26 protein-coding genes, 1 pseudogene and 1 riboswitch are annotated in these 25,493 nt (G+C 35.8%); of the genes and pseudogenes, 8 read left to right on the top strand and 19 right to left on the bottom strand.

The annotated features are described in order from the left end of the window. Positions 1–81 precede the first annotated feature (81 nt). From ACUN0F_RS16520 to ACUN0F_RS16510, 3 genes are all read left to right on the top strand, one after another. Entirely contained in the window at positions 82–498 is a 417-nt protein-coding gene (locus ACUN0F_RS16520; protein WP_046954781.1) for a MarR family winged helix-turn-helix transcriptional regulator, read from the top strand. A 15-nt stretch (positions 499–513) separates the two neighbouring features. After that, on the top strand, positions 514–1,713 hold the full coding sequence (locus ACUN0F_RS16515) for an MFS transporter (RefSeq protein ID WP_215561784.1): 1,200 nt from the start codon (positions 514–516) through the stop codon (positions 1,711–1,713). A gap of 100 nt (positions 1,714–1,813) precedes the next feature. Then, positions 1,814–3,073, top strand: coding sequence for a serine hydrolase domain-containing protein (locus tag ACUN0F_RS16510; protein WP_264461033.1), 1,260 nt, complete (start codon positions 1,814–1,816; stop codon positions 3,071–3,073). A gap of 54 nt (positions 3,074–3,127) precedes the next feature. On the opposite strand, the gene ACUN0F_RS16505 is transcribed toward ACUN0F_RS16510, so the two are convergent. From ACUN0F_RS16505 to ACUN0F_RS16495, 3 genes are read right to left on the bottom strand one after another with little or no spacing between them, the layout of a single operon-like run. After that, on the bottom strand, positions 3,128–3,916 hold the full coding sequence (locus ACUN0F_RS16505; protein WP_445539727.1) for an ABC transporter permease subunit: 789 nt from the start codon (positions 3,914–3,916) through the stop codon (positions 3,128–3,130). Next, positions 3,913–4,818, bottom strand: a complete 906-nt coding sequence (locus ACUN0F_RS16500) for an ABC transporter ATP-binding protein (RefSeq protein ID WP_264461031.1) — start codon at positions 4,816–4,818, stop codon at positions 3,913–3,915. Before ACUN0F_RS16500 ends, ACUN0F_RS16505 begins: the two co-directional genes overlap by 4 nt. Continuing rightward, complete coding sequence (locus ACUN0F_RS16495) at positions 4,815–5,054, bottom strand: PLD nuclease N-terminal domain-containing protein (protein ID WP_000690914.1); 240 nt, start codon at positions 5,052–5,054, stop codon at positions 4,815–4,817. Before ACUN0F_RS16495 ends, ACUN0F_RS16500 begins: the two co-directional genes overlap by 4 nt. Before the next feature lie 122 nt (positions 5,055–5,176). Here ACUN0F_RS16495 and ACUN0F_RS16490 point away from each other — a divergent pair, with 122 nt between their 5' ends. Continuing rightward, positions 5,177–5,722, top strand: coding sequence for a transcriptional regulator (locus ACUN0F_RS16490; protein WP_264461030.1), 546 nt, complete (start codon positions 5,177–5,179; stop codon positions 5,720–5,722). Between the two features lie 164 nt (positions 5,723–5,886). Here ACUN0F_RS16490 and ACUN0F_RS16485 read toward each other — a convergent pair. Continuing rightward, positions 5,887–6,123 (bottom strand): annotated as a pseudogene (locus ACUN0F_RS16485) (DUF5360 family protein); the annotation flags it as partial. Between the two features lie 49 nt (positions 6,124–6,172). Here ACUN0F_RS16485 and ACUN0F_RS16480 point away from each other — a divergent pair. Next, entirely contained in the window at positions 6,173–6,271 is a 99-nt protein-coding gene (locus ACUN0F_RS16480; RefSeq protein ID WP_088064019.1) for a YjcZ family sporulation protein, read from the top strand. A gap of 25 nt (positions 6,272–6,296) precedes the next feature. On the opposite strand, the gene ACUN0F_RS16475 is transcribed toward ACUN0F_RS16480, so the two are convergent. The 3 genes from ACUN0F_RS16475 to alo all read right to left on the bottom strand — a co-directional run bounded on the left by ACUN0F_RS16475 (position 6,297) and on the right by alo (position 10,905). Next, positions 6,297–7,046 carry a DUF7225 domain-containing protein gene (locus ACUN0F_RS16475; RefSeq protein ID WP_445539726.1) on the bottom strand — a complete coding sequence of 250 codons (750 nt, stop codon included), beginning with the start codon at positions 7,044–7,046 and terminating at the stop codon, positions 6,297–6,299. A 768-nt stretch (positions 7,047–7,814) separates the two neighbouring features. After that, a complete protein-coding gene (locus ACUN0F_RS16470; protein WP_445539725.1) occupies positions 7,815–9,044 on the bottom strand; it encodes a serine hydrolase domain-containing protein in 1,230 nt (409 codons plus the stop codon). Positions 9,045–9,366: 322 nt separating this feature from the next. After that, complete coding sequence (gene alo / locus ACUN0F_RS16465; RefSeq protein WP_445539724.1) at positions 9,367–10,905, bottom strand: anthrolysin O/cereolysin O family cholesterol-dependent cytolysin Alo; 1,539 nt, start codon at positions 10,903–10,905, stop codon at positions 9,367–9,369. Between the two features lie 406 nt (positions 10,906–11,311). On the opposite strand from alo, the gene ACUN0F_RS16460 reads away from it, so the two are divergent. Further along, a complete protein-coding gene (locus tag ACUN0F_RS16460) occupies positions 11,312–12,658 on the top strand; it encodes a short-chain fatty acid transporter (RefSeq protein ID WP_264461027.1) in 1,347 nt (448 codons plus the stop codon). Between the two features lie 40 nt (positions 12,659–12,698). Here the strand turns inward: ACUN0F_RS16460 and ACUN0F_RS16455 are convergent, their stop codons facing one another. The 4 genes from ACUN0F_RS16455 to ACUN0F_RS16440 all read right to left on the bottom strand — a co-directional run bounded on the left by ACUN0F_RS16455 (position 12,699) and on the right by ACUN0F_RS16440 (position 14,609). Next, a complete protein-coding gene (locus ACUN0F_RS16455; protein WP_445539723.1) occupies positions 12,699–13,052 on the bottom strand; it encodes a group-specific protein in 354 nt (117 codons plus the stop codon). Further along, positions 13,049–13,624 carry an NAD(P)H-dependent oxidoreductase gene (locus ACUN0F_RS16450; protein WP_445539722.1) on the bottom strand — a complete coding sequence of 192 codons (576 nt, stop codon included), beginning with the start codon at positions 13,622–13,624 and terminating at the stop codon, positions 13,049–13,051. The genes ACUN0F_RS16455 and ACUN0F_RS16450 overlap by 4 nt, the downstream gene beginning before the upstream one ends. Before the next feature lie 23 nt (positions 13,625–13,647). Then, entirely contained in the window at positions 13,648–14,037 is a 390-nt protein-coding gene (locus ACUN0F_RS16445) for an SWIM zinc finger family protein (protein ID WP_445539721.1), read from the bottom strand. Positions 14,038–14,291: 254 nt separating this feature from the next. Beyond that, positions 14,292–14,609 (bottom strand): hypothetical protein, encoded by a 318-nt coding sequence (locus tag ACUN0F_RS16440; RefSeq protein WP_002096439.1) that lies wholly within the window; start codon positions 14,607–14,609, stop codon positions 14,292–14,294. Positions 14,610–14,649: 40 nt separating this feature from the next. Then, positions 14,650–14,748, bottom strand: a riboswitch (SAM riboswitch). Between the two features lie 122 nt (positions 14,749–14,870). Between ACUN0F_RS16440 and ACUN0F_RS16435 the strand changes: the two genes are divergently transcribed. After that, a complete protein-coding gene (locus ACUN0F_RS16435; protein WP_000545003.1) occupies positions 14,871–15,062 on the top strand; it encodes a hypothetical protein in 192 nt (63 codons plus the stop codon). Between the two features lie 32 nt (positions 15,063–15,094). Here the strand turns inward: ACUN0F_RS16435 and ACUN0F_RS16430 are convergent, their stop codons facing one another. The 7 genes from ACUN0F_RS16430 to rraA form a co-directional block, all read right to left on the bottom strand. Continuing rightward, complete coding sequence (locus tag ACUN0F_RS16430) at positions 15,095–15,817, bottom strand: YwiC-like family protein (RefSeq protein ID WP_445539720.1); 723 nt, start codon at positions 15,815–15,817, stop codon at positions 15,095–15,097. Positions 15,818–16,001: 184 nt separating this feature from the next. Next, on the bottom strand, positions 16,002–16,703 hold the full coding sequence (locus tag ACUN0F_RS16425; RefSeq protein ID WP_445539719.1) for an ECF transporter S component: 702 nt from the start codon (positions 16,701–16,703) through the stop codon (positions 16,002–16,004). After that, a complete protein-coding gene (locus ACUN0F_RS16420) occupies positions 16,676–18,337 on the bottom strand; it encodes an ABC transporter ATP-binding protein (protein ID WP_445539718.1) in 1,662 nt (553 codons plus the stop codon). Before ACUN0F_RS16420 ends, ACUN0F_RS16425 begins: the two co-directional genes overlap by 28 nt. Then, a complete protein-coding gene (locus ACUN0F_RS16415) occupies positions 18,310–19,188 on the bottom strand; it encodes an energy-coupling factor transporter transmembrane component T (RefSeq protein WP_445539717.1) in 879 nt (292 codons plus the stop codon). The genes ACUN0F_RS16420 and ACUN0F_RS16415 overlap by 28 nt, the downstream gene beginning before the upstream one ends. A gap of 22 nt (positions 19,189–19,210) precedes the next feature. Beyond that, positions 19,211–20,050 (bottom strand): DUF4430 domain-containing protein, encoded by an 840-nt coding sequence (locus ACUN0F_RS16410; protein WP_445539716.1) that lies wholly within the window; start codon positions 20,048–20,050, stop codon positions 19,211–19,213. Positions 20,051–20,107: 57 nt separating this feature from the next. Continuing rightward, positions 20,108–21,865, bottom strand: a complete 1,758-nt coding sequence (locus ACUN0F_RS16405) for a DUF4430 domain-containing protein (protein WP_445539715.1) — start codon at positions 21,863–21,865, stop codon at positions 20,108–20,110. 338 nt (positions 21,866–22,203) lie between these two features. Then, a complete protein-coding gene (rraA, locus tag ACUN0F_RS16400) occupies positions 22,204–22,683 on the bottom strand; it encodes a ribonuclease E activity regulator RraA (protein ID WP_264461018.1) in 480 nt (159 codons plus the stop codon). Between the two features lie 201 nt (positions 22,684–22,884). Between rraA and ACUN0F_RS16395 the strand changes: the two genes are divergently transcribed. After that, complete coding sequence (locus ACUN0F_RS16395) at positions 22,885–24,315, top strand: YfcC family protein (protein WP_445539714.1); 1,431 nt, start codon at positions 22,885–22,887, stop codon at positions 24,313–24,315. A 142-nt stretch (positions 24,316–24,457) separates the two neighbouring features. Here the strand turns inward: ACUN0F_RS16395 and ACUN0F_RS16390 are convergent, their stop codons facing one another. Next, positions 24,458–25,285 (bottom strand): endonuclease I family protein, encoded by an 828-nt coding sequence (locus tag ACUN0F_RS16390; protein ID WP_445539713.1) that lies wholly within the window; start codon positions 25,283–25,285, stop codon positions 24,458–24,460. Positions 25,286–25,493 lie beyond the last annotated feature (208 nt).

Genomic DNA, 25,493 nt, shown 5'->3' with positions numbered 1-25,493 from the left:
ACTCAACATGTCTATTACTAGACAATTATTATAAAAAAGTATATAGTTAGCTAGGTAACTAATTTGAAAGGATCAAAATACATGGACGAAAAACAACATTTTTTTCACATTGTCAGCCAGACTTCTCGAAAATTCACAAAGAAATTTAATGAACGCGTATCTCCAACTGGGCTATTCAGTGCGCAATGGGCTGTTATTTTCCGCATTAATCAAACCGGTTCTTGTACGCAAACAGAATTGTGCCAGTACTTAAATGTTGAATCACCAACGATGACTCGTACGTTAACACGTATGGAAACGATGGGCTGGATTATTCGTACAGAAGGAAAAGATCGCCGTGAGAAGCTCATTTCTTTATCAGAAACAGCGATAAAAATGATTCCGGTATGGCAAGAAGAAGTTGATACTTTCGAAGAAAAAACACTAGAAGATATTAACGAAGATGATTTACATCAAGCATTTGAAGTGTTACAACAAATCATTAAAAATTTAGATTAAATTGGAGGGATGACGATGCAAAGTGAGAAACTTTGGACGAAGGATTTCCTCGGAACTTGTTTTAGTAGTCTATTTCTCTTCTTAACATTCTATATGCTTATGACTACTCTGCCTGTCTATGTAATAGACGGACTAAAAGGAAAACCTGAGGAAATTGGTTTAGTTGCAACTGTTTTTCTTATTTCATCTGTTTTATGTAGACCATTTACAGGAAAATGGCTCGATGAATTAGGGAGAAAGAAAATTTTATTTATTTCACTTTCATTATTTTTAGCTGCTACCGTTATGTATTTCGGTGCGCAAAGTTTATTTTTATTACTTGCCCTTCGCTTCTTACATGGTATTGGGTTCGGTATGGCAACCACTGCAACTGGTACGATTGTCACAGATGTTGCGCCAGCTCATAGACGCGGCGAAGCACTTGCCTATTTCGGCGTATTCATGAGTTTGCCGATGGTAATTGGTCCTTTTTTAGGTTTAACCATTATTTCTCATTTTTCATTTACTGTACTATTTATCGTTTGTTCCGTATTTTCATTGCTTGCATTTTTATTAGGACTACTTGTAAATATTCCGCATGAAGCACCAGTAAAGAAACAAAAACGAGAAAAAATGAAATGGAAGGACTTAATTGAACCATCCTCTATTCCAATCGCTCTGACAGGATTTGTTTTAGCCTTTTCTTATAGTGGTATTTTATCCTTTATTCCTATTTATGCGAAAGAAATCGGTTTAGGAGAAGTTGCTAGTTACTTCTTTATTGTATACGCACTCGTTGTTGTAATTTCACGTCCATTTACAGGAAAGATTTTTGATCGCTTCGGTGAAAATGTACTTGTTTACCCAGCTATCATTATTTTCACAATTGGGATGTTCATTTTAAGCCAAGCGCAAACTCCGTTTTGGTTCCTTGGCGCAGGTATGTTAATCGGTTTAGGTTACGGAACATTAATTCCAAGTTTCCAAACGATTGCGATCTCTGCCGCTGCAAACCATCGACGTGGTTCTGCGACAGCTACGTACTTCTCATTCTTTGATAGTGGTCTCGGTTTTGGTTCTTTCATTTTAGGTATCGTCGCAGCGAAATCAAGTTATCATAATATGTATTTTATCGCAGCTATTATCGTTGCTTTCACTTTACTTCTCTATTATGGATTACACGGACGAAAACAAAAATTCAAGAAACAACATACAGACGGAAAAGTTTCCGCTTAACACGAATAAGGAAAGTAAACTTCCCCGTTTACTTTCCTTATTTTGTATTTATTTCAATAGAAGCGTATACTTATAATAGAAATAAAAAGGAGGGACCGATATGAAACTTAAAAAATCTCCCCTACTCTTACTCATAATTACATTTATATTTGTAATTACAGGGCTCGGTTTTACATACTTCAAACATAATAAAACAATCCCATCGAAAAATAACGTGACGAAGAAAAATTGGTTAGATGATCCTTACTTACGTTGGTCGTACACACATATGAAAGAATTCACTTTAATTAACGAGGTAAATAATAACCCGGATCACGTTTCCCACTTCTCTACCGCATCACAAAACTTAGACGATTTTGCTGTGGAGCGTAGATTTGGACATACAACTCCTCTAAAAAAACTTTTAGACGATAATAAAACGGATGCTTTTGTCGTTGTACATAATGGACAACTTGTTTATGAACGATATTTCAATGGATATAACGAGAGTGAACCTCATGGCATGGCATCATTAGCAAAGGTTTTTACCGGTGCAATTATACAATCTCTCGCTGAAGAAAATCGTATTGACTTAGAAAAAACAGCTGACGCATATATAAAAGAATTAAAAAATACACCGTTCGGTAATGCCTCGCTTCAGCAATTATTGGATATGCAAGTTTCTGTAGAATACCCTACTCACGGATACGAACATCCAGCGTTAGAAAATCAAGATGCACAACTATATTTAGCGAGCAATATTTTACCTAGAGATAAAAACTACGACGGTCCGATGAAAATTTATGATATGTTACGAGAAGCAGAAGAAACTGCACCGCCTGGTTCCGATTTTTCTTACGATAACGGATCAGCCGAAACACTCGCTTGGGTGATTCGAAAGATCACTGGTAAATCATTAGCTGAAAATGTTAGCGAGCGCATATGGTCTCAAATTGGTATGGAAGAAAATGCTTATTATGTCACCGATGAAACAAAAGTTGAACAAGCTAGCGCTGGTTTAAATGCAACTGCTAGAGATATGGCTAGATTCGGGCAATTACTATTAAACAACGGGGAACATAACGGAAAACAAATTCTCCCTTCTACTATTACTGAAGGTATAAAAAATGTCCAAGAAGGTGAACTTGCAGTTGGCCCTGGAGCTTCCATTTCTTATCATAATCAATGGTGGATTCCGCACAATGAACAAGGTGCTTTCGAAGTGTTAGGTAGTTATGGACAAACACTTTACATCGATCCGAAAGCAAATATGGTCATTGTCCACTTCTCTTCTAACGCTACGCCAAGTAATGAAATACATTCAGTCTACTCAAATATGTATATTGATATTGCACATCATTTAGAGAAGCTTCCACAGTAGTGGAAGCTTTTTCTTATTAGGGTGTTTTATTTGAAGCCACTATCCTCATCAAAGTTATTCATCATTAAACTTTTTCTTAGCAATCCAATAATACGTTACGAAGAGTGTCAATAAGATCCAAATAATCGTTAGTAGTACATTGACCATTGCAGTTGCATTCACTCCCCCCGTGACTAACGTTTCTATTGCGTGTTTACTCATACTGGCTGGATTAACCTGATCTATTATTGGATTCAAACCAACGATTATTCTACAAGCTAAAAGAAAAACAATTGAAATTAGCGCAATAATACCTTGACTGTGAAAAATAGCACTTATCATAGTTGTGAAAGATACGATAAAAAGAACCCAAATTAAATAAAATAGTAATCCAGTAATCATGTGCGAAAACGGAACAACAGTAAAAAGATAGTTTGTATATAGATAAGAGGTAAAGTATCCAATCATTACACTAAGCGCTACGATTACATAATTTGATACTATTTTCCCCACTATATATGAAGTAACCGTAACAGGTCTCGTTAAAATAAAGGCCAACATACCGTTAGCTTTATCTGTTTGAATAGCACCCATCATAGAAATCACTAGAATCATAAGTCCGAGCTGATCAAACTGAGACCCCAAAGTACTCGCTAATACTTCGCCTCCTTTTTGTGATGTCATACTTGGATCGATGGTAATTCCCTGCCCTCCACCTAATGCTCCTAAAATGGATGGTAAGTAATGCGTTACTATTGGCTGTGTTGCCCCTAAAAATATAAAAACAATTGGTAGCCAAATCACCTTAAAATCACGTAACATTTGAACACATTCTTTTTTTATCAATACCATTAGATTATTCATTTTTGCACCACCAATTTCAAGAAAATTTCTTCTAAAGTATCGTTGTTTATTTCAAATTTAACGATGTCCACTTTATGTTCGAGTGCATTTTGCAGTAACATATTTTTATTTATTTCAATACTGTCAACCTTCACTTTGACTTTAAGCCCAATTACTTCTACGTCCTTCACATAATGTAAATTTTTCACAACGTCAATCCAATCTCGATCTTTAGCTGTAATTTCAATGATTAATTTATTTTCGCTATTGCGGTGCAAAAGCTCAGTAATTGTTGTATCTTCTATCTTTGTTCCATCTTTAATCATGACAAATCGTTCACAGATTTCTTCTGCATCACTTAATATATGGGTTGATAATAAAATGGTCGTATCTTTTTTTATTTCTTCAATGAGATTTAATACTTCCCTTCTACCTATTGGATCTAATGCAGATACTGGTTCATCCATGACAATAAGCGCCGGTTTATGCAATAATGCTTGTGCAATACCAAGCCGTTGTTTCATTCCACCAGAAAATGTACTAACCTTTGCATTTTCTTCGCCCTTTAGTCCAACTTTCTCCAACATTTTTGGAATTGACTTTGACAATTCTTCTTTTTTCAATCCCGAAAGTTGGCCCATAAACGTAAGCGTTTCTCTCGCTGTCATCCAATGAAAAAAATTAGGATATTGAGGTAGATAACCAATTTCTCTTTTCATTTTTGATATTTTTATCCCATTCAATAAAACTTCACCAGCAGTTGGATTAGTAATATCCGAAATTACTTTTATTAATGTGGATTTCCCTGCTCCGTTTGGTCCAATTAATCCGACGCATTCCCCCGCTTGCAGTTCCATCGAGAAATTATTGACAGCAGTTTTTCCTTTAAATGATTTTGTTACATTTTTAATCTCTAATTTCATAATTTCTCACTGTCCTTTCTTCCTATAACAAAGTACAAAATAGGTCCCAATATATTAACGAAAAGGATAATTAACGTCCATACAAGTACATTTTTTCTTGTTTTCCTATGACGATATAAATCAATGAATGCAATTAAAACTAAAAGTGCCCCCACTGCAATAACTGGCAATATAATGGGTAGAAAAGCCATAATATCAATGTCTTTAAGATCATTCAATCCATAATGTATTTTCATTGTCATCACTCCTTTTAAATCTCATTATCATTATTGATAATGATAAAGTAAAAACAGATGGATTGCAATCATTATTCTCATTATTTATAATGAGAATAAAAAACAATACATAAGGTGATATAATGAGTAATAAAGTTGAAATCTTAATGCATCCGGTAAGAATGAAAATTTGCCAAGTGTTAATGAGAAATAAAGAAGATGGGCTAACACCATTAGAAATGGTAAAAATCATTAAAAATGTACCACAAGCAACACTATATAGACAGCTACAAACTATGGTTGATTCTGGTATCGTCCATGTAATTAAAGAAAAAAAGGTAAAATCTGTTTCTGAAAAATATTACGCAATCAATGAAGAAGATGCAAAAATTGAAGGAAGTGAGTGGAAAGGATTATGTGATGAGGAAAAGTTAAATTACATTTCCTATTACCAATTATCACTTATGACACAATATCAAAGTTACCTTAAAAAATTAGAGGAACAAAACAGTCAAGAAGATAATGCTACTTTTTCTGTAGTGGAATTAAAGCTAGATGAAGAACACTTTATGAACTTTCAAAACGAACTTAATGAATTAATGAATAAATACTACCATACCCAAAGTAAAGGTGACGAAAAAGAGGCTCCTGTTCGGACCGTCGCTATTACAATTATTCCAGAAACGTAAACTAACTCAATATAAATAATACAAGCCGATGTTTCCTATGTTAAGGAAACATCGGCTATTTTCATTTCAAAAATTGTTTAGCTTCTGTTTTAACTTCTGCTGTAAGGCTAGCGAAAAAACTGATCTAGAATTCGAATGTGCTTAAAGCCCCTGTCTTTCTTTTATTAAATGAATTCTTTTCTTTCTTTTCTCATGCTACTGTCATACCATCCACACTCTCTCCAAACACTTTGTAAAAAGAAGCATGGGTAAACTAATAAATATAAATTAGGAATCCACCAAGAAATATCGAAATCTAAACGGATTGTCCAAAATGCTAGAGCTTGTATTCCTGAACAAAAAGTTAAAATTAATGATAAGAACGCCAAGTGGCTCCAAATATGTTTTTGTTTAGAATGTAATTACATGAGCATACCCCTGTTGTTCCCTCTTATTAAAGGAGGAACTATTATGGGATTTGGTGGTAGTTGCGATTTTGCTGAAGGTTTTACTTTATTAGTTGTATTGTTTATTTTATTAATCATCGTTGGAGCTGCTTGCTTCTGCTAAAAAACTATTAGAAAAGACACTCTTATCATAGTGTCTTTTCTATTCTCTTTAAAGAATTTATATCGACCTCATAATTATTCCCATATGGTCTAAGCGCCGAAAGTTCTTCCTTTGGCCCATAAAATAATACTTTCAACTCATCATCTTTATACTGAACTACAAAGAAGTCATCAAATTGGTCAAATGTGTTTTGATTGATCGTGATAAACCCTTTTTCTTGGGCAGTTGTTTTAACACTTATTCTTCGTCCATCTTTAATGACATCATATCCATGCTGATTCGTCACTTTGGATAGCTCACCATTCGTATAAAGAACACAAAAAAATTCACCTAGACGACCTATAAGATGCCTTAATTCAGTCGCCTTACAACCAAGAACATTCATTTCAAATCGTAACATTTCAAAATATGCCTCATATAACTTTTTAATTTGTGAGATTCCTATTTTATCCTTATCCCCATAGACAAGAAGTTTCCCATTATCCCACTCACCTACAACAGATTCACAATCTGTCCCTTTAGGTTTGTGAAAAACTAATCCTGTATAAGGATAATTTTCACCTACATATCTAAAAGTTTTTTTATTTATATATATAAACAGATTTTCATTAACAGCTCTCCCTTTGTTATAACGGTTATAACAATAATCAGCAGGATTAATACTCCCCGGTTTTGTATTAAATTTTGTTATTAATCTGTCCTTTATCTCTGCAGATATTACAGTATCGCCTATCTTTTCTTTAAGAGCCTCTATAAATTGCTCATAAATAGTCAATGTAATCCTCTCCTCATGTTTCTCAATGGTTTTAAGCCTAGTAGAACTTGCAATCTATAATTTGGCCTAATTGTAGAATAATATATTTAAAGTTCTTCATAAATTTTTATAACTTACTATATAAATTTTACATTTAATTAATTAAATTTCATAGACTATTAGAGTAAAATATAAATTGGAGAATTTTATTAAATGCTCAAAATAAAGATAATACTCCATTAAGAGCTCGTTTATTTAGGAAACGTGCCTTTTTTTTATTGGCTTTTTAAATAAGGTAAACGTGAAGAAGCATTATAAAAAGCAGGGCAATAATATTAAATTAACTTCCATTCGAAGGAGTTTAAGCCTTGCCTGAATGACTATAATGACTATTTGGTTGAGCAATCGATATGTTGTGCCGAAACGTCAATATATTAAAAAAGGATCTCTCTTTATCAAGAGAGATCCTTTTTTTACTTCTTCTTCTTTTCTGTCGGTTGGCTTTGTTTAGCGAAATTAGATGAATCATCGAAATTCGGTTGCTTTTTACCAGCATTATTACTTCTACCTTTTCCCATATGTAATGCACCTCCTCTCGTCCTTACTATTCCCAATAAAAAAATCCTCTTGCATCCAAGGGGATTTTTTGTTGTGCTATTATTAATAATGCCCAACTATTACCGCAGTACTTCCAACACGGTCCTATCCTAACTTTTAACCATGGTGTTGATCGTGGCCATCAAGCCTATGATTATCTATCCGTCTTGGCGTTTTCCTTTAAACGATACCCTAGTCTTCGATCGCTTGATAGGTCGTGGTCCAGAAGTCTTGGATAAGATGCGATGGGGCCGGAGTGGACATCCCAACCTGGGTGAACAGAATTCCAATAAACTGTTTATCTGGATCAGCGTAAGCTGAAGTACCGGTTCCACCATCCCAGCCGAATTGACCAATAGACGCGTAGTCTCCAAGATAGGTACGCACCGCCATCCCAAAGCCCCAGCCACCTTGGATCCCTTGTCCGAACGACAAATGGACGTTATTTTTGGCCAAATCGTCTCGGTATACTTGTTGTTCCGGAGTAAGACGGTTGGTGGTCATCAGCTGGACTGCGGGCCTAGACAAGATCCGTTTAGTACCGTGCACCCCTTTATTCAAAAGCATCTGCAAATACGCGTGATAATCGTCGACGGTTCCAAGCAGTCCACCACCGCCTGCTTGGAATGCTGGAGGTTTGCTGTAACGTCCACCCGCCCCCTCATCCCACACGATGAATTCACCTGTCTGCGGATTGGGGTTGAAGGCTGGTGGAAGCCGATCAATCTTGAGCTGAGGTACGTAGAATCCAGTGTCCTTCATTCCTAGCGGATCGAATATGCGTTCGCGCAAGAACGACTCGAACGTCTGACCCGTGACCCTGGCAACAAGAACGCCGATTACTTCTATACTGATATGATACTGCCACCGCTCTCCGGGCTGATAGCTTAGCGGAAGTGCACCTAGGCGACGCATAAACTCATCTGGATCGGGCATATCCTGACCTGGCGTGTCGAATATCCCCCTCTCGAAGAACGCGTTCATGATTGGAGAACCCATCAACGTGAGATCCACTCCGAGCCCGAATGTGGAGGTCAACAAGTCTCGTACAGTGATAGGACGTCGTGCTGGGACGGTCTCTTCTAGCGGGCCATCGGGCTGTTTCAACACTTGCCGGTCGGCGAGTTCCGGTAGCCATTTGTCTACTGGGTCGTCTAAATGCAGTTTGCACTCATCGAGCAGAACCATTACTGGTGAAACTGCGATTGGCTTGCTAGTGGACGCCAATCGAAAAATCGTGTCCCGACGCATTGGTGCACCACCATCATGCCTCATTGTTCCAAGCGCTTCGACATACGTCTCGCCGTTTCGGCTGACTAAGGCGACGAGCCCAGGAATCTTTCCTGAATCGACATGCCGCGCCAATATATTGCGCATTTTGCGCAATCCTGTTTCAGAAAAGCCCTTATTGTTTTGTCCCATTTTGTTCTCCTTTAGTTTAGATTGAGATTTCTAATACATATTGACAATCAATTATTAGTTCTTCAAATAGAAAAATTCCCCTTTTTAATAATTTCGACAAAATGCATTTATATACATGGAGGCACCATGCATCACTATCAACCTAAGATAGGCCACATTTATGGGGATTTAATAATGGGAAATGCAATCATTAATAACATTGATATAGCCATAAAAAAATATGATTACAAGATTTGCGAATTGATTATGATACATCTAAAAACACCGATATTCTTTCAAACAAGTAAAAAAGCGCCCTATAACCAGGGCGCTTTACTCCAACCTAATGACTAATAGTAGCAGTTGGATATAATGTTGTTCCTCCAATTGAAACCTTTATTTCATTTGTTAACGGAACGTTTTGTTCATTAATAATTGTTCTCCACCATTCCCATGCAAGACCTGTACATTCTCTTGCTACAATTTTTATATTTTTTGAATTTGGTGGAAGAGGGATAACTGTAGAGTAATGAGCCGTTTTGTCTTTGCCACTACCTTCCCATGTTTTATGTGTTAATACTTCTTTCCCATTTTGATCAAATGTGAATTCATCCCAAGATACATCAAATTGAGCAACGTAAGCACCGTAATGATCAAGTGTCATTTTAGCACTTGAATATTCTGTAGTTGTCGTCTCGATATAATCTGTATTGTTATGAACAGCAGCAGTTGCATTATCTTTTAAGAAAGTGCTTGTATATGAAATTGGGTATGCTGGATTTTTAAAACTTAATTCAGCATTATCTTTAATGATATTTCGGATTTCATTGAAATCTTTTGTAACAACCTTGTTATGCTCTTTCGCATCTCCGCCTAATACGACAGCAGTAAAGGTACTTTCTTCAAAAATATCTTTATACTGTCCACTCGTTTCGACGCTGTTATTCTTAAGTAAAGCTTTAAAAGCAGCTTGTACATCTTTACTCTTAGATGTGGTTTCTAATTTTACATAAACCGTTCTACCATAAGCTACATTTGAAACCATAACAGGTGGAGCCGCATTACTTACTCCTTTACGAGTTAACTCACCAAAAGTAACACTATTATCAAAGAGATCAGATGGATTGTTTGGTAGTTCAGCACTTACAGTATAAAATATTTGTTTATATGCGGCCACCATCACTTTCTTTTCTCCATTTGCTACCGCATTAAAGTCAATATTTAGACTGTTATCAAGATATTTAGCGTTAACATTAAGAGCACTTGCGATTTGTGATTTACTATAAACCATAGATTCTGTATATTGCATTCTTGCAGGTAACGTATGTGTTGTAGAATACTTTTCATTCCAAGTAGATACTAAATCGTCTACTGCTCCAGCCACATTACCATATGTCGGATTTTGAACAGTGATTGTATTTTCTTTTCTCATACCAGGTAAGTCTATACTAATATTCAAAGGCTTTCTCTTAGCCACTAATAAACTCGGTTGATTGTCTGCAAATGCTTTATTGGCAAGTTGTACAGCTCCTGGATACGTACGATTTACTACAGAATCAATAATCGAAATATCGACTGGTGACGTTGTAAGTGATTTTTTCTCGCGTTCCACTACTACAAATTTACCATTTGAATTGATACTTTCTTTCGGAACAAAACTCTCTACTTTATCACCATTTACAGCTAAAACCTCTTGATTATTGTATTTAAGATTTCCTATACCAGTATCAATACTACTAGCATTTTTAGTTATATCAGTTGCATTACCGGCTTGTGTTTCTGCGAAAGAAATAGATGAATAATTAAGAGTGCATAAACTAACTAATAAACATGCAAGGAACTTTCTTCTCTCGGTATTTTTCTTATTATTCAGAAAAATCACCCCGTTCTTTTTTAGTAAGATATAATAATGATTGATATATGATAGCTAACTAATAACCTTACATAAACGCTTTTAAAAGTTCTTGAACTAAAGGAATTACTCCACCTAAAAATTTTAAAACTGCCATTGCGATTTCCATATTACTTCCTCCTCTTTGCTGTATTAAGATGTGTTGTATATTTATGCTTTCATTATAATAAGCTTTTGCATTTGCATCAATTCATTTTTATATGCAATATTTCATATTGGGGAAAAGCAACTTTTTCTGTCAGGGTGATGGTGATACTACTCTTCTTGACAATATTTCAATCCCTCTAAAAATATCGGAATTTTCTAATTATAAAAGGTTATGAACGAATCAACCTCGAATAATTGTAATACATATACATAAGGAGGTTGATCTATTTTGTTTCGTTCTTTTACTAATGGTTGCGTCGCCTTAGTGCAACGTTTCTTGCCAGAACCGTTTATTTTATCATGTTTATTAACTGTTTTTGTCATTTTCTTCGGCATGTTTGCGACTCACCAAACACCTGTGGAAATGATTAATCACTGGGGTAATGGCATTTGGGGACTACTCGCCTTTTCTATGCAAATGGCACTTGTACTCGTGACAGGATCTGCTTTAGCAAACGCGCCTCTCATTAAAAAAGAATTAACGAAAGCGGCAAAACTACCGAAAACGAATGGACAAGGTATTATTGCCATTTCAATCGTAAGTTTACTAGGAGCATACATAAACTGGGGATTTGGTATTGTTGTATCTGTTTTATATGCAAAAGAAGTGGCCAGGCATCTTGAAGGATTAGATTATAGACTAGCAATTGCTTCTTCTTACTCTGGATTTCTCATTTGGCATGCGGGGCTTTCTGCTTCTATTCCTCTTACGTTAGCAACTGGCGGTGAAACGTTAATTAAAACGACAGCTGGAAGTATTAAAGAAGCGATTCCAATAACAGAAACGTTATTCTCACCATACGCACTTGTACCAGTTATTATTTTTCTCGTTACGATGCCTCTCATTAATAAAGCGATGCATCCAGATGAAAAACATACGATAACTGTAGATCCTAGCGTATTCCATGAAGAAGCTGCCGCTCAAGAAGTAGGAAACAATACGTTCGCTGAAAAAATGGAAAATAGCATCATTATTACACTTTGCGTTGGCTTGTTAGGTCTCATTTATATTTTCAATTACTTTTATACGAAAGGCTTTAACCTTACTCTCGATATCGTTATTTTTATGTTATTAATTGCTGGGCTTATTTTCCATCGTACTCCGATTCAATATATACGCGCTTTTTCAGATTCTACAAAAAGTGCTTCTGGTATTTTACTTCAATTTCCGTTTTATGCAGGAATTATGGGAATGATGATTGGAGCTAATGGTGAAGGACTTTCACTTGGAGGAGCTATTTCGAATTTCTTTATTAGCATTTCAAACGAAACGACTTTCCCTCTCTTTACCTTTTTAAGTGCTGGCATCGTTAATATTTTCGTTCCATCTGGCGGCGGCCAATGGGCTGTACAAGCACCTATTATGATTCCAGCTGGTGCTGAACTTGGTGTACCTGCAGCAAAAACAGCAATGGCAATTGCGTGGGGCGATGCTTGGACGAATTTAATTCAACCATTCTGGGCATTACCGGCATTAGCGATAGCTGGTTTAGGTGCTCGTGATATTATGGGATTTTGCGTTGTGAACTTACTATATGCAGGATTCATCATTAGTCTATGTTTCTTATTTATTTAAACGAAAAGCTAGTTTTATGCTAGCTTTTTTACATAATAAATCACTTATTTCCCGTGCAATTTATCACGGTCTTCCACTCTATCTCCGTAAGATATAACGCCTCACATGCAAAAAAATCTTCACATACTTTTTCAATTAAATGTGGATTTTTCTTAAGGAAATTCCACTGTAACGCTTTAGGAAGAAAATATGTTTCATATTCTTTACTTCCTCTTACCACCTCATCAACTTCTCTTTCACAAATCCCTCTTATTAGATAATCATTTCTTAATTGAATCGTCATTTGTTGAAATGTTTCGCTACATTTTTTCAATTGAAGTAAACACGTAATATACGTTCGCAAAAGTTCGTTATCATACCCACAACAGTTTAGAATACGATCGATTTCATTCATAATGTACGAGCCTTTTCTTCTATTTGTACTAACCATTTTTCCCGCTTCTCTAGTTTACTCGTTTTCACTGATTGGAAAACTGACCGTTTTATATCGCGAATACCGCAAAAACGTAAAATACCTCTCTTCATCATAATCCAATCTGCTGATCGGTATAATAATGCGACGTACCATAAAGGCGAGTCCAACGTATTAATAACCCACGCTTTCTTTCCGTTCAATAATCCTTTCGGCAGGGCACCTTCATATTTATAAGCAAATCCAGCTACGAAAATGCGATCAATAAATCCTTTTAAAATAGCAGGCATCCCCCACCACCATATCGGATAGATGAAGAGAAGCGTATCTGCCTCTTCTACTAATTTTCTATATCGCGCTGTCTCTTCCTCATTTACTAAATCACGTCTTTTCTTCTCTTCATTAAATACAAGGACTGGATCAAATTGTTCCTTATATAAATCAAGTACCGTAACCGAATGATTTGTTTCTTGTAATCCTTTTTGCACATGCTTTAATATCGCCGCATTAAAACTGGAAGGACTAGGATGGGCGTATACAATTAGTGCATTCACTACATAACAACTCCCTCTATAAGTTAAAGTTTCCCCTTCTTTAACATCTTCTCTACAATTTGTACGTTTTTCGAACTTTGTAATAAACGATTTAATACGATAAGTAATTCTTCCTTGTCTAAATCTTTCAGTTTCTCTTTCAACGTACTCTCACCAGCATCTTGAATATCATAAACAACTGCCGCCATATGCTTACAATAATTCTCATATGGACACTCGCAGCTACTTTCTGTAAAATTTTCAAGATCAATCATTACTTCATAGTTTCCTGCATTTCCAGTAACAAAAGCAAAAACTTTCTTATCATGTATTTCAACCTCTTCTACATGTCCATCTTCATAATATTCGTATCCTCTATCTACAATGTATTTCGGAATCCATTTCGTTATATCATTTAGTAAGTAAGCGTACATAACAACACCTCTTCCTTTAATTCCCTTTTGACTTCCACAACCCCTGCATGTTATTCTAATAACTGTCAAATAGCAAGTCTATATGACAAAACGACTGACACCTATTCGGCGGAGGTGTCTCTTTTCATTTGCAGCCGATATGAAGTGCCTCTTTCAGGCACATTCAATCTTTGACACTACACACTCAACACCATTCCCTTGTATCAGGCTGCTTAAGCAGTCTTTTACTCTACATACTTCAAAAAAAAGAGAGCTTAGCTCCCTTTTCCCGCCTTATAAAATACCCCTTTTTCAGTATAGAGATATTCATCAGCTAATGTAATTTTCCCATCCAGTTTCAGTTCATCTAATAGTCTTGATAAATAAAATTGATGTAACATCTTTTTCGTGAATTTTCCTTCATGATGCGAAACGATATGTTCTTGAATATCTAACAATGATATTGGCTTATCTTGCTCTATCATATATTCATAAACTGTACTACGCAGTTTTACGTATTTTTCGAGTGTCACAGTACTTCGCAACCCCTTTCTTCTTAATATAAATTTTCGTAATCGGTTTTTTTGCAACAAAAAAACCTCTCCGATAAGAAGAAGTTACGTATATATCTTCGTCTTATCTCCCAGAACAAATATGTTCTGCTGGAATTAGCACCTGCATCGCGGTTGCTGGGTTTCATCGGGCCAGTCCCTCCACCTCTCTGGATAAGAAAATATTCACTTAATTCTTACTATACGTAATTTCATTCTAATTGTCAAATAAATATAACAAATTATATTTTGTTCCTTACTGTTCATACTATACATATATAAATATGCAAGGAGGATTATGAAATGCACGAAAATGCTCGCGGATATGTCCAAAATTCTTTTCAATCATTACAAGAAGCAAAACATTGTTTAGAAGAAGCGCTACAGACTGTTGAAAAAGATTTTAATCGCGCTCGTATTGAACAATCACTTTATGCGATCGAACAAGCTATTCAACGCTGTGATTACACGGTTCATATTTTAGAACAAGATTGAAAAAACTTCCCATCATAAGGTGGGAAGTTTTTTCAAATGGCATACTTCATAATTATTACCGTTATAATTAAAAAATATACAGAATTAGCAATTTCTAAAACCCCTACTTTTATAATAGAAATTTTTTTGCCATATAACATAATTGCTCGAATGACACTCGGTATAAAAATAAGAGAACACCACGGATTGATAGCAAATACAATGATTGTTAATATAATATGATACCCCCATGATATAAGACGATACTTCGGGTTATTTTTCTCGCGAATCATCGTTTTTACATAAAATGTACTTCCTAAAAAATATAAAAATGAAATAAGCGCAATAAATAATGCTGTTTTATCTATAAGTTTCATTGAAAAATAATAACTAACTAAACCACCAATACAGAAAACAATAATCGCACTAATATCATTTAGTAATGCTCTTTCATTTTTTTGACGAGCGTAATACATATTTACAATAAATAATGGAATCATGAATACTACGAATAAAAGAATGCGCCGTTCATATAATAGAGAAATCATTCCAAATACGAACGCGATGATAAAATATACAATTGCAGCATGTAAGTACTCTTTTTTTCGTTTTTGCTTTATGTACGTAAGAAATGGATACGTAGCTAAATAGATAAAGAACCAAGCTAAAAACAATGGAATATGATACATAGTAGGTTTCCCAAGTATGACACTTAATAGAAATGGTATAACGAGCATGGCCCATGCACCGTGTTGCTTCGGAATAACTAACTTCATTAACTATACACCTCCCTTATGAAAATAGTTCTCACCTACTATTATACAAATAAATTTATATAATAACGGGTATATATTGAATCTATTTTTTGACAATAAAAAATGCTCCTTACAATATGTAAGAAGCATGAAAGAGGCAAACGAATATGTAAGTCGCGACCCTACCTTATATGAGTATGCTTTTCTATGCCGTGTTATGCTTATCTAATATGCCATATTTCTTTTTAAATCTTGTAAGAATCGTAATCCAAGACGTACTAAATAATAGTAAGAAAACAACATTTGAAATTGCATGACTCAAATCGAAATAAAAACTTGCGATATAATACGAAACGACTGCTTCCCACGTTGCCTCACGTATGAAACCGAGAAGCCCCCATAAGTTCATAATCCAGCCAAATAAAAACCCAACAAATAATCCGTATAGAAGTCTTCCCCATAGCTTTTTCATTAAAAATGTATTACGTAATAATCCAGCTATAAAACCAATCATGCCCCAAGAAAACATTTGCCACGGCGTCCACGGACCTTGTCCTAAAAAGATGTTAGATACGATAGCCGCTGTTGCACCGATCATAAAACCAGTTTCACTCCCAAACACAATTGCAGAAACGATAATGACAAATGAAGTCGGTTGTACACTTGGTAAAATAGAAAATGGTACACGGCTAACTGCTGCAATTGCCGCTAACACAGCAACGAGCACAATTTCACGTGAAACAAAAGCCTTTCTTTCAAAGCGGATATAGAAAGGTAACATAATAACAACTAATAAAAACAAACTACTTAACATGTAATAACCGTCCATGATAAGTGTAGTAAAGAGTAATGTGCCTATTATTACTGCAAAAATACATATTATGAATGCAACATATCGTTTAGACACGCTTCGTACACATCCTCCCACGTTAATGCATATGGCAATTCTTTTCGAATGAATCGATTAATAGATGTTGTATAAAAGAAGTTTCCACTAAAAAATTCTTTCGGTGCATCATTCATAATAACTGCTCCGTCAAATAACATCATGCATTGATCAACGTATTTCGCTGCAAACTCAATATCATGCGTTGCCATTACAATTGTTGTACCTTCTTTTTGCAGCTTTCTAAATAGCTCTCCTACTCTTTCTTTTTTCCACGGATCTAATCCCTTTGTCGGTTCATCAAGTAACAATAAAGTCGGCTTTGATAATAACGTTGTACATAACGCAAGTAGTTGTTGCTCTCCCCCGCTACAATCATGCGGATGGCGTTCTTTAAGCGAATACAACCAAAACTTCTTCAACATATCTTCTGCTATTTCTTTTCCTTGTTCTCCGTATAACTCACGTGCACGTTCATACACTTCTTCCCACACTGTATCAAATGTAAAATGATAATACGGATGCTGTGATACATACCCGATCCTTTTAAATCGTTCTTTCGAATCAATTTTATGTATCACTTTCCCATTCCACTTTACTTTCCCTCTTCTCGCTTTTTGCAATCCCGCTAAAATCGTCAAAAGCGTGGACTTCCCGGTACCGTTTTTTCCAACGAGAGCTACCCATTTTCCTTTTTCAATCGATACGGTTAAGTCTTGTAAAATAAGTGGACTATTTTTTTCATATTGAAACGAAATATGCTCTGCACTTAAAATAACTTCGTGTTTTTCACTTTTTGCTACTGGCTCATTCACATATGATATCTCTGAAAAGTTATTCAGTTTCATTTGCGCTTCTCGCACTGTAAACGGAATATCTTCTACATTCCATTCTAAAAACAATCTTGGAATTTGCGGAATAAATGGACGGAACTTTTCAACTTCCCACATGTTCGCTATAACCGTTTTAGGGCTGCCATCATACACGATTTGACCATTATTCATACAAATAACGCGTGTTGCAAGTGGTATCACCTCATCTAAACGATGTTCACTTAAAACGATCGTAATTCCAAGTTCTTCATTAATACGTTTTAACAATCCTAAAAACTCTTTCGCAGCAATGGGATCTAACTGCGCCGTCGGTTCATCTAATAATAATAGTTTTGGCTGCATAACTAATACCGCAGCTAAATTGACGAGCTGCTTTTGCCCGCCAGATAACGTATGAACAGATTGGTGCAATAAATCTTGAAATCCTAAGAAGCTAATAAGCTCTGCTATTCGTTTTTGAATAATCTGTGATGGTAACCCGATATTTTCTAAAGAAAATGCTAATTCTTGAATGACCGTATCCATTACGAGCTGATTTTCTGGATTTTGAAATACCATACCAATTTCTTGTGCAGATAATAAATCAGGTACTTCCCCTAATAAAACGTCATCATAAAAAATTTCTCCTGAACGTGTACCGATTGGAAGTAATTCCTTTTTAAAATGTTTCAATAAAGTCGTCTTTCCAGAGCCTGACCCTCCAGCAAGTGCAATAAACTCTCCTTTTTGAATAGAAAGAGAAATATGCTGTAACGCATATTCGTTTTCATCAGTATATACAAATGATAAATTGTTTATTTCTGCATGCGCCACCATATCCATTCCTTTCCTTCCATTATAATTGGTAGACTAATAAACATCGTAAATACTCCAAACATCATTCCATCGTATTGCTGAAATAGAATAGATTCGACTTTCGGATAAATGATTAACTTTCCTCCGCCATACGTACTACATATAATAGCAATGATAAATAGAATACTTAAATAAATGAGCGTGTACCAATCTCGTCTTTCCATTCTATACCGAATATACGTCGTACGCTTCGTTACACCAAACCCACGCGCTTGCATAGAATCTGCTGTTTGCAGCGCATCTTCTAATGAACAAATTAATAATACTTGCAGCAACTGCATACCATTTTTCACTCTTTCAACAATTGAACCCGCATCTACTTGTACGCCTTTCGTTTTTTGGACGAGTGTTATTTTCTGTAATCGCCTCATAAACAAAGGAACAAACCTCACTGTAATCATCGTTAACAACGCTACTTTCGGTGAAATTCTAGAAAACAAATATAAAAATTTATGACTTGAAATAATATCATTATACGAAGCAAACGTAAACATAATCGCAACTAGTAATAATCCCATTACTACTCCAAACATAATCGCCTCAAGCTTAATACGGCTATCCCCTAACCAAAATAACGTAGTTCGACCTCTATGCGTTAATAATGAATTAAATAAAATGACCATAAAAAAGAAAACGATTGTGCTCGGTAACATCTTTCTTATCTTTTCACTATTCCCTTGCATTATATTGATTATGACGATTAATAGTATTGCCCCAATTAAAAAAAGAGGATGAAGACACATCATACATAGTATCATCACCCCGATATAATAGAAAAAATTCACAAAAGGATGTAAAGAAGAAAAACTTATTGTCATAGTCCTTTACCGAATGCCTTTCTTATTTTAATACAAACACCCACTCAATTGTATCGCCTGGCTTAACTGTTACTACACCAGCACTATGATTTGGAAAAGCACCATTCACACGATATTTCCATCCACTAGTAGCAGTAACATCTTTTTCATATAAATCATTAATCCCTTTTACATAAATATCACCTTTAGAGCCCATTGCATCCACATCTAAACCTGTACGCTGCAATACTTTATAAACAGTATCGCCTTCTTGTACATCCATTTTTTTCGCACCTAATAAGTACCCTTTATCACCTTTTACTGAGATAGTGACTTGTTTTGGTTTTGGTATTACTGGATCTGGCACTGGCACTGGCGGTACTGGATCTGGTACCGGTGTTGGTGGCGTTGGTACAGTTGCTTGTTGCTCTTTATTCGGATCAACCTTCTGCTCCTGCTTCGGTGTTTCTTTCGGCTGATTCACAACCTTCGCTTCTTCTTTTACTTCTGGTGTTTTCGGTTGTTGCTGTTGTTTCTCTTCTTGTGCTTTTTGCTGTTCTGGTTGCTTAGCAGCGGCAGGCTGTTCCTGAGGTTTCTCTTCTTTCTTTACTTCCGGTTGTGCCTGCGGCTTTTCTTCTTTCGGCTTCTCTTCTACTTTTTGTTCTTGCTTCTCTTTCTGCTCGTCTTGCTTATTTTGCTCTTGTTCAGCTTGTTTTTCCTCCGGCTTTTCTTCCGGTTTCGCTTCATCTTTTTTCTCTTCTTGTTTTGCTACCTCTTCTTGCTTTGGTTCTACTTTCTTCTCAGGCTTTACAGCTGCCTCTTCACATCCAGCAAGTAGCCCAAGTGAAAGCATTAAAGAAATGATCCATTTCATCTTACTCATGTTGTCTCTCACCTTTCATATTAAAAATTAGGAGCAAATGATTGCTCCTAATTTTTGTTAAGCTGCTTTACGTCTCCATAATACATATGCAGAAGCAATACATAATACACCCATACCTACTTCTGTAGCTGCACTATGAGAGGATGCTCCTGTTTTTGGTAACGTACTACCGTTTCCTGACTTTTTGCTTTTAACCGGTTCGTTATCAACAACAACTTTTAAATTATCATCTTTCGTTTCTTGTTGTACTTGTTTTTGTTCTTCTGGTTGCTCAGTAACTTCTTTTTCTACTACAACATTTTCTGAATCCACATTTGGTTTCTTATCGATTTCAGGAACAGATACATTTGACCAGTCATAAATCGATTTTTCAAGATCTTTAAACTGAAGTAGTGCTAATAACGCTTGCTCTGTAGCCATTCCGCTACCGTTTTGATCACTTGGTAACCATTTGAATTCACCATTTGGAAGTTGATATGACAGTAGATTTTGCACTGCCTTATGTAGACGGTTTTGATCTACATCTTTCACAAGTGATAGTCCAATAATTGCTTGCGCAACACTATTAGAATTTTCTTGTCCATCAGCAGAAAAACCACCGTTTTCTAGCTGTTCGTTATATAAATAGGCAACAGCCTTTTGCACAGCTGGTTTCACATCTTCTCGTTCTTGATAAGGAGCTAATGCTGATAAAACCATACCTGTTACATCAACGCTACTAGCACTGTCTTTACTACTTGCACTATCGTAAGTCCAGCCGCCATCTGTATGTTGCGCGTTTAAAAGCGCATCAACTAAAGCAACTCGATTCCATTTTGAATTCACTGGAACTTCATATTTCTTCGTATCAAATGCAAGTAATGCAAATGTATAACCTGTAACAGAATTCACTTTATCTGATTGGTACAATTTTTGAACTAAATTATGTTCGCCAACCTTTGTAGGGTCTGCTTGCATTGCATTCATCATAATAATCGTTCTAGCTAAATCTGTCGCTGAAAAACGGTTAATGCGCTTTTCTACTTTTTCAGTTACTGACTTAACATAATTTAATTTCGCCTCAATTGGAACATTCTTTCCAGAACGAGAAAGGCCTAAAGCTACCCAATCACTTTCAATTCCATCTTGTAACATCTTTTCAGATGTCTTAGAGATCGCGTCATTTACTTGCGCCGCTGGAACTTGAATGTTCTCTTGCTTTGGTTGTTCTACTTTTTCATCATTTGTTTTTGGTTCTTCTGGTTTTTCTTGTTTTGGATCATCTGTCTTTGGTTCTTCTGGTTTTTCTTGTTTTGGATCATCCGTTTTTGGTTCTTCTGGTTTTTCTTGTTTTGGATCATCTGTCTTTGGTTCTTCTACAGTTTTACAAGTACCAAATTTATCTAATGTTTGCTGTAATGTTTCCTGGCTCATATTGCTCCAGTCTGCAACAAAACGAAAGACAACAACATCTCCAGCATTTAATTTATAACTATCTGCTCCAACTTCTGCAGATTTATCATTTACATCATACAACCAGCCGCTTGTGTCCCCAGCCATTAAGCCGTCAATGCCTTTGACATACGTTCCAAAAGACATCGTCTCTGCTGTTACTTTGTCCCCCATGACTTTTTGCAGCAAACTTAAAGCTGTTTCCCCATCTGTAATTTGCTCTTCTTTCGGACATAACATAATGCCCTTTTGTGATTCACCAATAATTGCAAGTTTTGCTGTATTGCCTTCAGCAAACGTAATATGTACTGTATTCGCAAAAGAAACAAATACGAGTGTAACTGCCATTAACGACGTAAGCAGCCATTTTTTCAACATTGCCATCCCAAAATTTCCTCCCTTACTACTATTTACACAAAAAAAGGCCCTTCAAGGGCGTGCAATTGACACTCTTTTTTTGTAAGTGTCGAACAAACTGTGCAACACCTCCTACCCGCATCATTCGCGGCTATATTTGTATAGGAAAAATAATTTTGTTTATGAACGTATCATTGTGATAACATTCACTTTTTTAGGCAAAACTGACTTCCATTCAAGTTATCGTAAAACGATAAACCTATACATTCTGTTAATTATAAATTTCTGTATTATTTTACTATTGACAAAGAATTTTGTCCATGCTTTATCGGATTTATTTTCTAAGAATAGTAGTTTACTATCCTTTAACGATGCAAACTCTTCTCACTAATAATGACTCCATCTTCATCCGCATACACATATTCATTCGGCTTCCATTCTACTTGTCCAAATTGCAATGAAATATCACGCTCTCCTTTTCCCTCTTTTACACTTCTATTTGGCATCGTCCCTAACGCTAAAATACCAATATCAATATTCTTTAGTTCACTAGAATCACGAACATATCCATTTACAATAATCCCTGCTAGCTTTCTTTCCTCCGCAATAGCTGCCAAATTATCACCAAGTAACGCACAATTCGTAGATGCTCCGCCATCAACAACTAATACCGTTCCTTCTAGTAATGTTTGCAATCCTTCCTTCACTAATACATTATCATCCTTCACTTTTACCGTTGCAATTTTCCCGTGGAATTGTTCTTTCTTCCCAAAAGACCGAAAAGACTGGCGACATATTTGTAATTCCTTTTCAAACTCATCACATAGATCCGTAGTTTTCCACATCTTTTTCCCCTCTTTTCCCTATTCTTTCTATATAACATATTCTTTGATTATTTTCGTTTCCCTGTCTAACGTTGCAATAATTTGTATGTGCAGAAAAAGGACAGAAAAACTATTGCCTTAAAAAGCCACCTTTATTATAATCTATTTCACGGATAAATTTCAGAATATTAAAAATTAACTAAGTGAAAAAGGAGGGTTTTTATGCAATTACATACCAAGGTAAAAAAGCAGCCGAGTAAACGAAAGTTTAAAATGCCTGACGCGTACGTACTACTATTTTTTATTGCCTTACTTTGTGCCATTGCTACATACTTCGTTCCTGCTGGAGAATTTAAAAGAGTTACAAACGGTACTGTTACAACGACAATACCAGGAAGTTATCATTCTGTTCCACAATCGCCGGTAGGATTTGTTTCTTTTTTTACCGCTATTGAAAAAGGAATGACACTTGCTGCTCCTATCATCTTTTTAATTTTATTTACAGGTGGAGCTATTGCGATTCTTGAAAAAACAGGCGCTCTTGACGGTTTAATCTATCATGTAATTAACAAATTTCGTAATCAGCAATTACTTTTCATTTGCATTGTCGCCGCACTCTTTTCTATTCTCGGAACGACTGGTATTATCGTTAACTCAGTTATTGGCTTTATCCCCATCGGCATCATTGTTGCACGTACATTAAAATGGGACGCTATCGTCGGCGTAGCAATTATTTATTTAGGCACTTATGCTGGTTTTAATGCTACTATATTATCTCCCTCACCTTTAGGCATTTCACAAAAAATCGCAGAACTCCCGATGTTTTCAGGGATTGGTTTACGTACCGCAATCTATATCTCTTTTTTAATTGCCACTATTTTATATATTAATTGGTATGTAAAACGCTTAAAAAAATCGAATAAAGGAAGCATTCTCGGAGATAACTGGTTTCCAAGTAATGCTCTTTCAAGTGAGAAAGAAATAGAGAAAACAGAAGTTCCTTGGACAATACGTCATAAATTAATTTTACTCGTTTCAGCTTTATCATTAATTGTATTTTTAATTGGCGCTTTTCGTCTACATTGGACAGACGCCGAAATGACCGCTACTTTTATTTTCATAGCAATTACAGCGGGAATAATAGGCGGCATGAAAGCAAACGATATCGCTTCTACTTTTCTAGCAGGCTGCCAAAATCTCATATACGGTGCTTTGATCGTCGGAATGGCTCGTTGTATTTCAGTCATTTTAGAACAAGGCAAATTGCTTGATACAATCGTTAACCAACTCGCACAGTCTCTCGAAGGACAAAGCCCTGTATTTGGCGTTATCGGTATGTATGTAAGTAGTGCCGCATTACATTTTCTCATTTCATCAGGGACAGGTGAATCCGTTATTTTCATTCCGATATTAGCTCCATTAGCTGATTTCATGCACATTACACGCCAAGTTACAGTACAAGCTGTTATGCTCGGCGAAGGTGTAGTGAACTGCCTCAACCCAACTTCCGGTGTTTTAATGAGCGTTCTCGCAGCGAGCGGCATTTCTTACGGAAAATGGATTCGCTTCATGGCTCCACTTGCATTCATTTGGTTTATCATTGGACTTATTTTTCTTATTATTGGCGTGAATATTGAGTGGGGACCGTATTAAAAGACTCATATTATACTTTACTTAATAAAATATCGATTCTATTCTCCAATCCTATAAAAATCACTTATTCTAGTATAGATATAAACAGGGATTGATCATAGTGATCAATCCCTTCTCTCAAAGTAAAATACCTTTAAGTATGTTACTTCCAAATTTTATTTACCCATTCCGGATGATCAATAAAAGGATTACGATTATGTTGATATTTCGTAAAAATCACTTCATTACGCTTTCGCTCTAAATCATCTATAGGGTCTTGTTCATTCCATTTTAGTAAAACGGATAGTTTGCCCATGTATGGATCTTTATTGTTATTCACCTTTTCATTTAATTCTAAGTCTATTTCGCCGTTGTCTCCTTCATAACGAACAGCCATGTAAAATAGCATTCTAGCGATATCTCCTTTTACACTATCACGAGGTTCCCAAGAATCACTATCATATTTACATTCTGTCGCTTCCGAATGATTCACACCACCATTATCAAAATCCAGATTTCCACGTGAACTATTTACAGATACATCCGTCGCTCTTAAATGATGCAAATCTGTTCCAGCTCCTGCAGTCGTTCCAAAATCACCGTGAGATTTTGCCCAAACATGCTCTCGGTTCCAATTATCAACTCCTGAACCATTCGTAAGTTTCCCTTGCGAACGCCCAGTATATAAGAGTATCACATTGTTTTTATTATTTGGATCTTCATCAGTATCTCTTAGTGCTTCCCAAACCGCACTGTATGATAACTTTGTATGATCATCAATAATATTATGAAGTTCCTTCTTTAACTCTAAACCCGTTTTTCCTATTGCATTATTATAATATGTATCATCATAGCTTTTTACAGTAATCTCTTGTGGTGATGCAGAAGCTACTTCACCGTGTATGATATTTGTGAATGATAGAGATGCAGTACTTAAAATAAAAAATGAAGATAGTGTAACCATAGCAAGCTTTGTATTTCGAAATTTCATATACCCATTTCCCCTTTAAAATATAATTTAAAGCTATTAACTAAAAAATGCTTTCTAACCCCCAAAAACTTTTAGAAAGCCATACCCATCCTTTTCTTTTTATTTAATACAAAACTCTATTGAGTCTGTATTATTTCCACACTTTTTGTTTATCTACTTCTCAAGGAATATCCTTCTCTAGTAAAGATTATTAAAATATTCTTTTCAA

The organism is Bacillus sp. 1A (assembly GCF_052682215.1).
This window is presented reverse-complemented; position numbering and strand designations above follow the sequence as displayed.

What these genes read in the sequence shown, in the direction of transcription:
- ACUN0F_RS16505 (WP_445539727.1), bottom strand. Translation starts at nt 3,916, where the DNA reads ATGAATAATCTAATGGTATTGATAAAAAAAGAATGTGTTCAAATGTTA.
- ACUN0F_RS16470 (WP_445539725.1), bottom strand. Translation starts at nt 9,044, where the DNA reads ATGGGACAAAACAATAAGGGCTTTTCTGAAACAGGATTGCGCAAAATG.
- ACUN0F_RS16395 (WP_445539714.1), top strand. Translation starts at nt 22,885, where the DNA reads ATGCAATTACATACCAAGGTAAAAAAGCAGCCGAGTAAACGAAAGTTT.
- ACUN0F_RS16410 (WP_445539716.1), bottom strand. Translation starts at nt 20,050, where the DNA reads ATGAGTAAGATGAAATGGATCATTTCTTTAATGCTTTCACTTGGGCTA.
- ACUN0F_RS16445 (WP_445539721.1), bottom strand. Translation starts at nt 14,037, where the DNA reads ATGTACGCTTACTTACTAAATGATATAACGAAATGGATTCCGAAATAC.
- ACUN0F_RS16500 (WP_264461031.1), bottom strand. Translation starts at nt 4,818, where the DNA reads ATGAAATTAGAGATTAAAAATGTAACAAAATCATTTAAAGGAAAAACT.
- ACUN0F_RS16510 (WP_264461033.1), top strand. Translation starts at nt 1,814, where the DNA reads ATGAAACTTAAAAAATCTCCCCTACTCTTACTCATAATTACATTTATA.
- ACUN0F_RS16520 (WP_046954781.1), top strand. Translation starts at nt 82, where the DNA reads ATGGACGAAAAACAACATTTTTTTCACATTGTCAGCCAGACTTCTCGA.
- ACUN0F_RS16390 (WP_445539713.1), bottom strand. Translation starts at nt 25,285, where the DNA reads ATGAAATTTCGAAATACAAAGCTTGCTATGGTTACACTATCTTCATTT.
- ACUN0F_RS16455 (WP_445539723.1), bottom strand. Translation starts at nt 13,052, where the DNA reads ATGAATGAAATCGATCGTATTCTAAACTGTTGTGGGTATGATAACGAA.
- ACUN0F_RS16480 (WP_088064019.1), top strand. Translation starts at nt 6,173, where the DNA reads ATGGGATTTGGTGGTAGTTGCGATTTTGCTGAAGGTTTTACTTTATTA.
- ACUN0F_RS16420 (WP_445539718.1), bottom strand. Translation starts at nt 18,337, where the DNA reads ATGGATATGGTGGCGCATGCAGAAATAAACAATTTATCATTTGTATAT.
- ACUN0F_RS16490 (WP_264461030.1), top strand. Translation starts at nt 5,177, where the DNA reads ATGAGTAATAAAGTTGAAATCTTAATGCATCCGGTAAGAATGAAAATT.
- ACUN0F_RS16430 (WP_445539720.1), bottom strand. Translation starts at nt 15,817, where the DNA reads ATGAAGTTAGTTATTCCGAAGCAACACGGTGCATGGGCCATGCTCGTT.
- ACUN0F_RS16415 (WP_445539717.1), bottom strand. Translation starts at nt 19,188, where the DNA reads ATGACAATAAGTTTTTCTTCTTTACATCCTTTTGTGAATTTTTTCTAT.
- rraA (WP_264461018.1), bottom strand. Translation starts at nt 22,683, where the DNA reads ATGTGGAAAACTACGGATCTATGTGATGAGTTTGAAAAGGAATTACAA.
- ACUN0F_RS16515 (WP_215561784.1), top strand. Translation starts at nt 514, where the DNA reads ATGCAAAGTGAGAAACTTTGGACGAAGGATTTCCTCGGAACTTGTTTT.
- ACUN0F_RS16405 (WP_445539715.1), bottom strand. Translation starts at nt 21,865, where the DNA reads ATGGCAATGTTGAAAAAATGGCTGCTTACGTCGTTAATGGCAGTTACA.
- ACUN0F_RS16495 (WP_000690914.1), bottom strand. Translation starts at nt 5,054, where the DNA reads ATGAAAATACATTATGGATTGAATGATCTTAAAGACATTGATATTATG.
- ACUN0F_RS16435 (WP_000545003.1), top strand. Translation starts at nt 14,871, where the DNA reads ATGCACGAAAATGCTCGCGGATATGTCCAAAATTCTTTTCAATCATTA.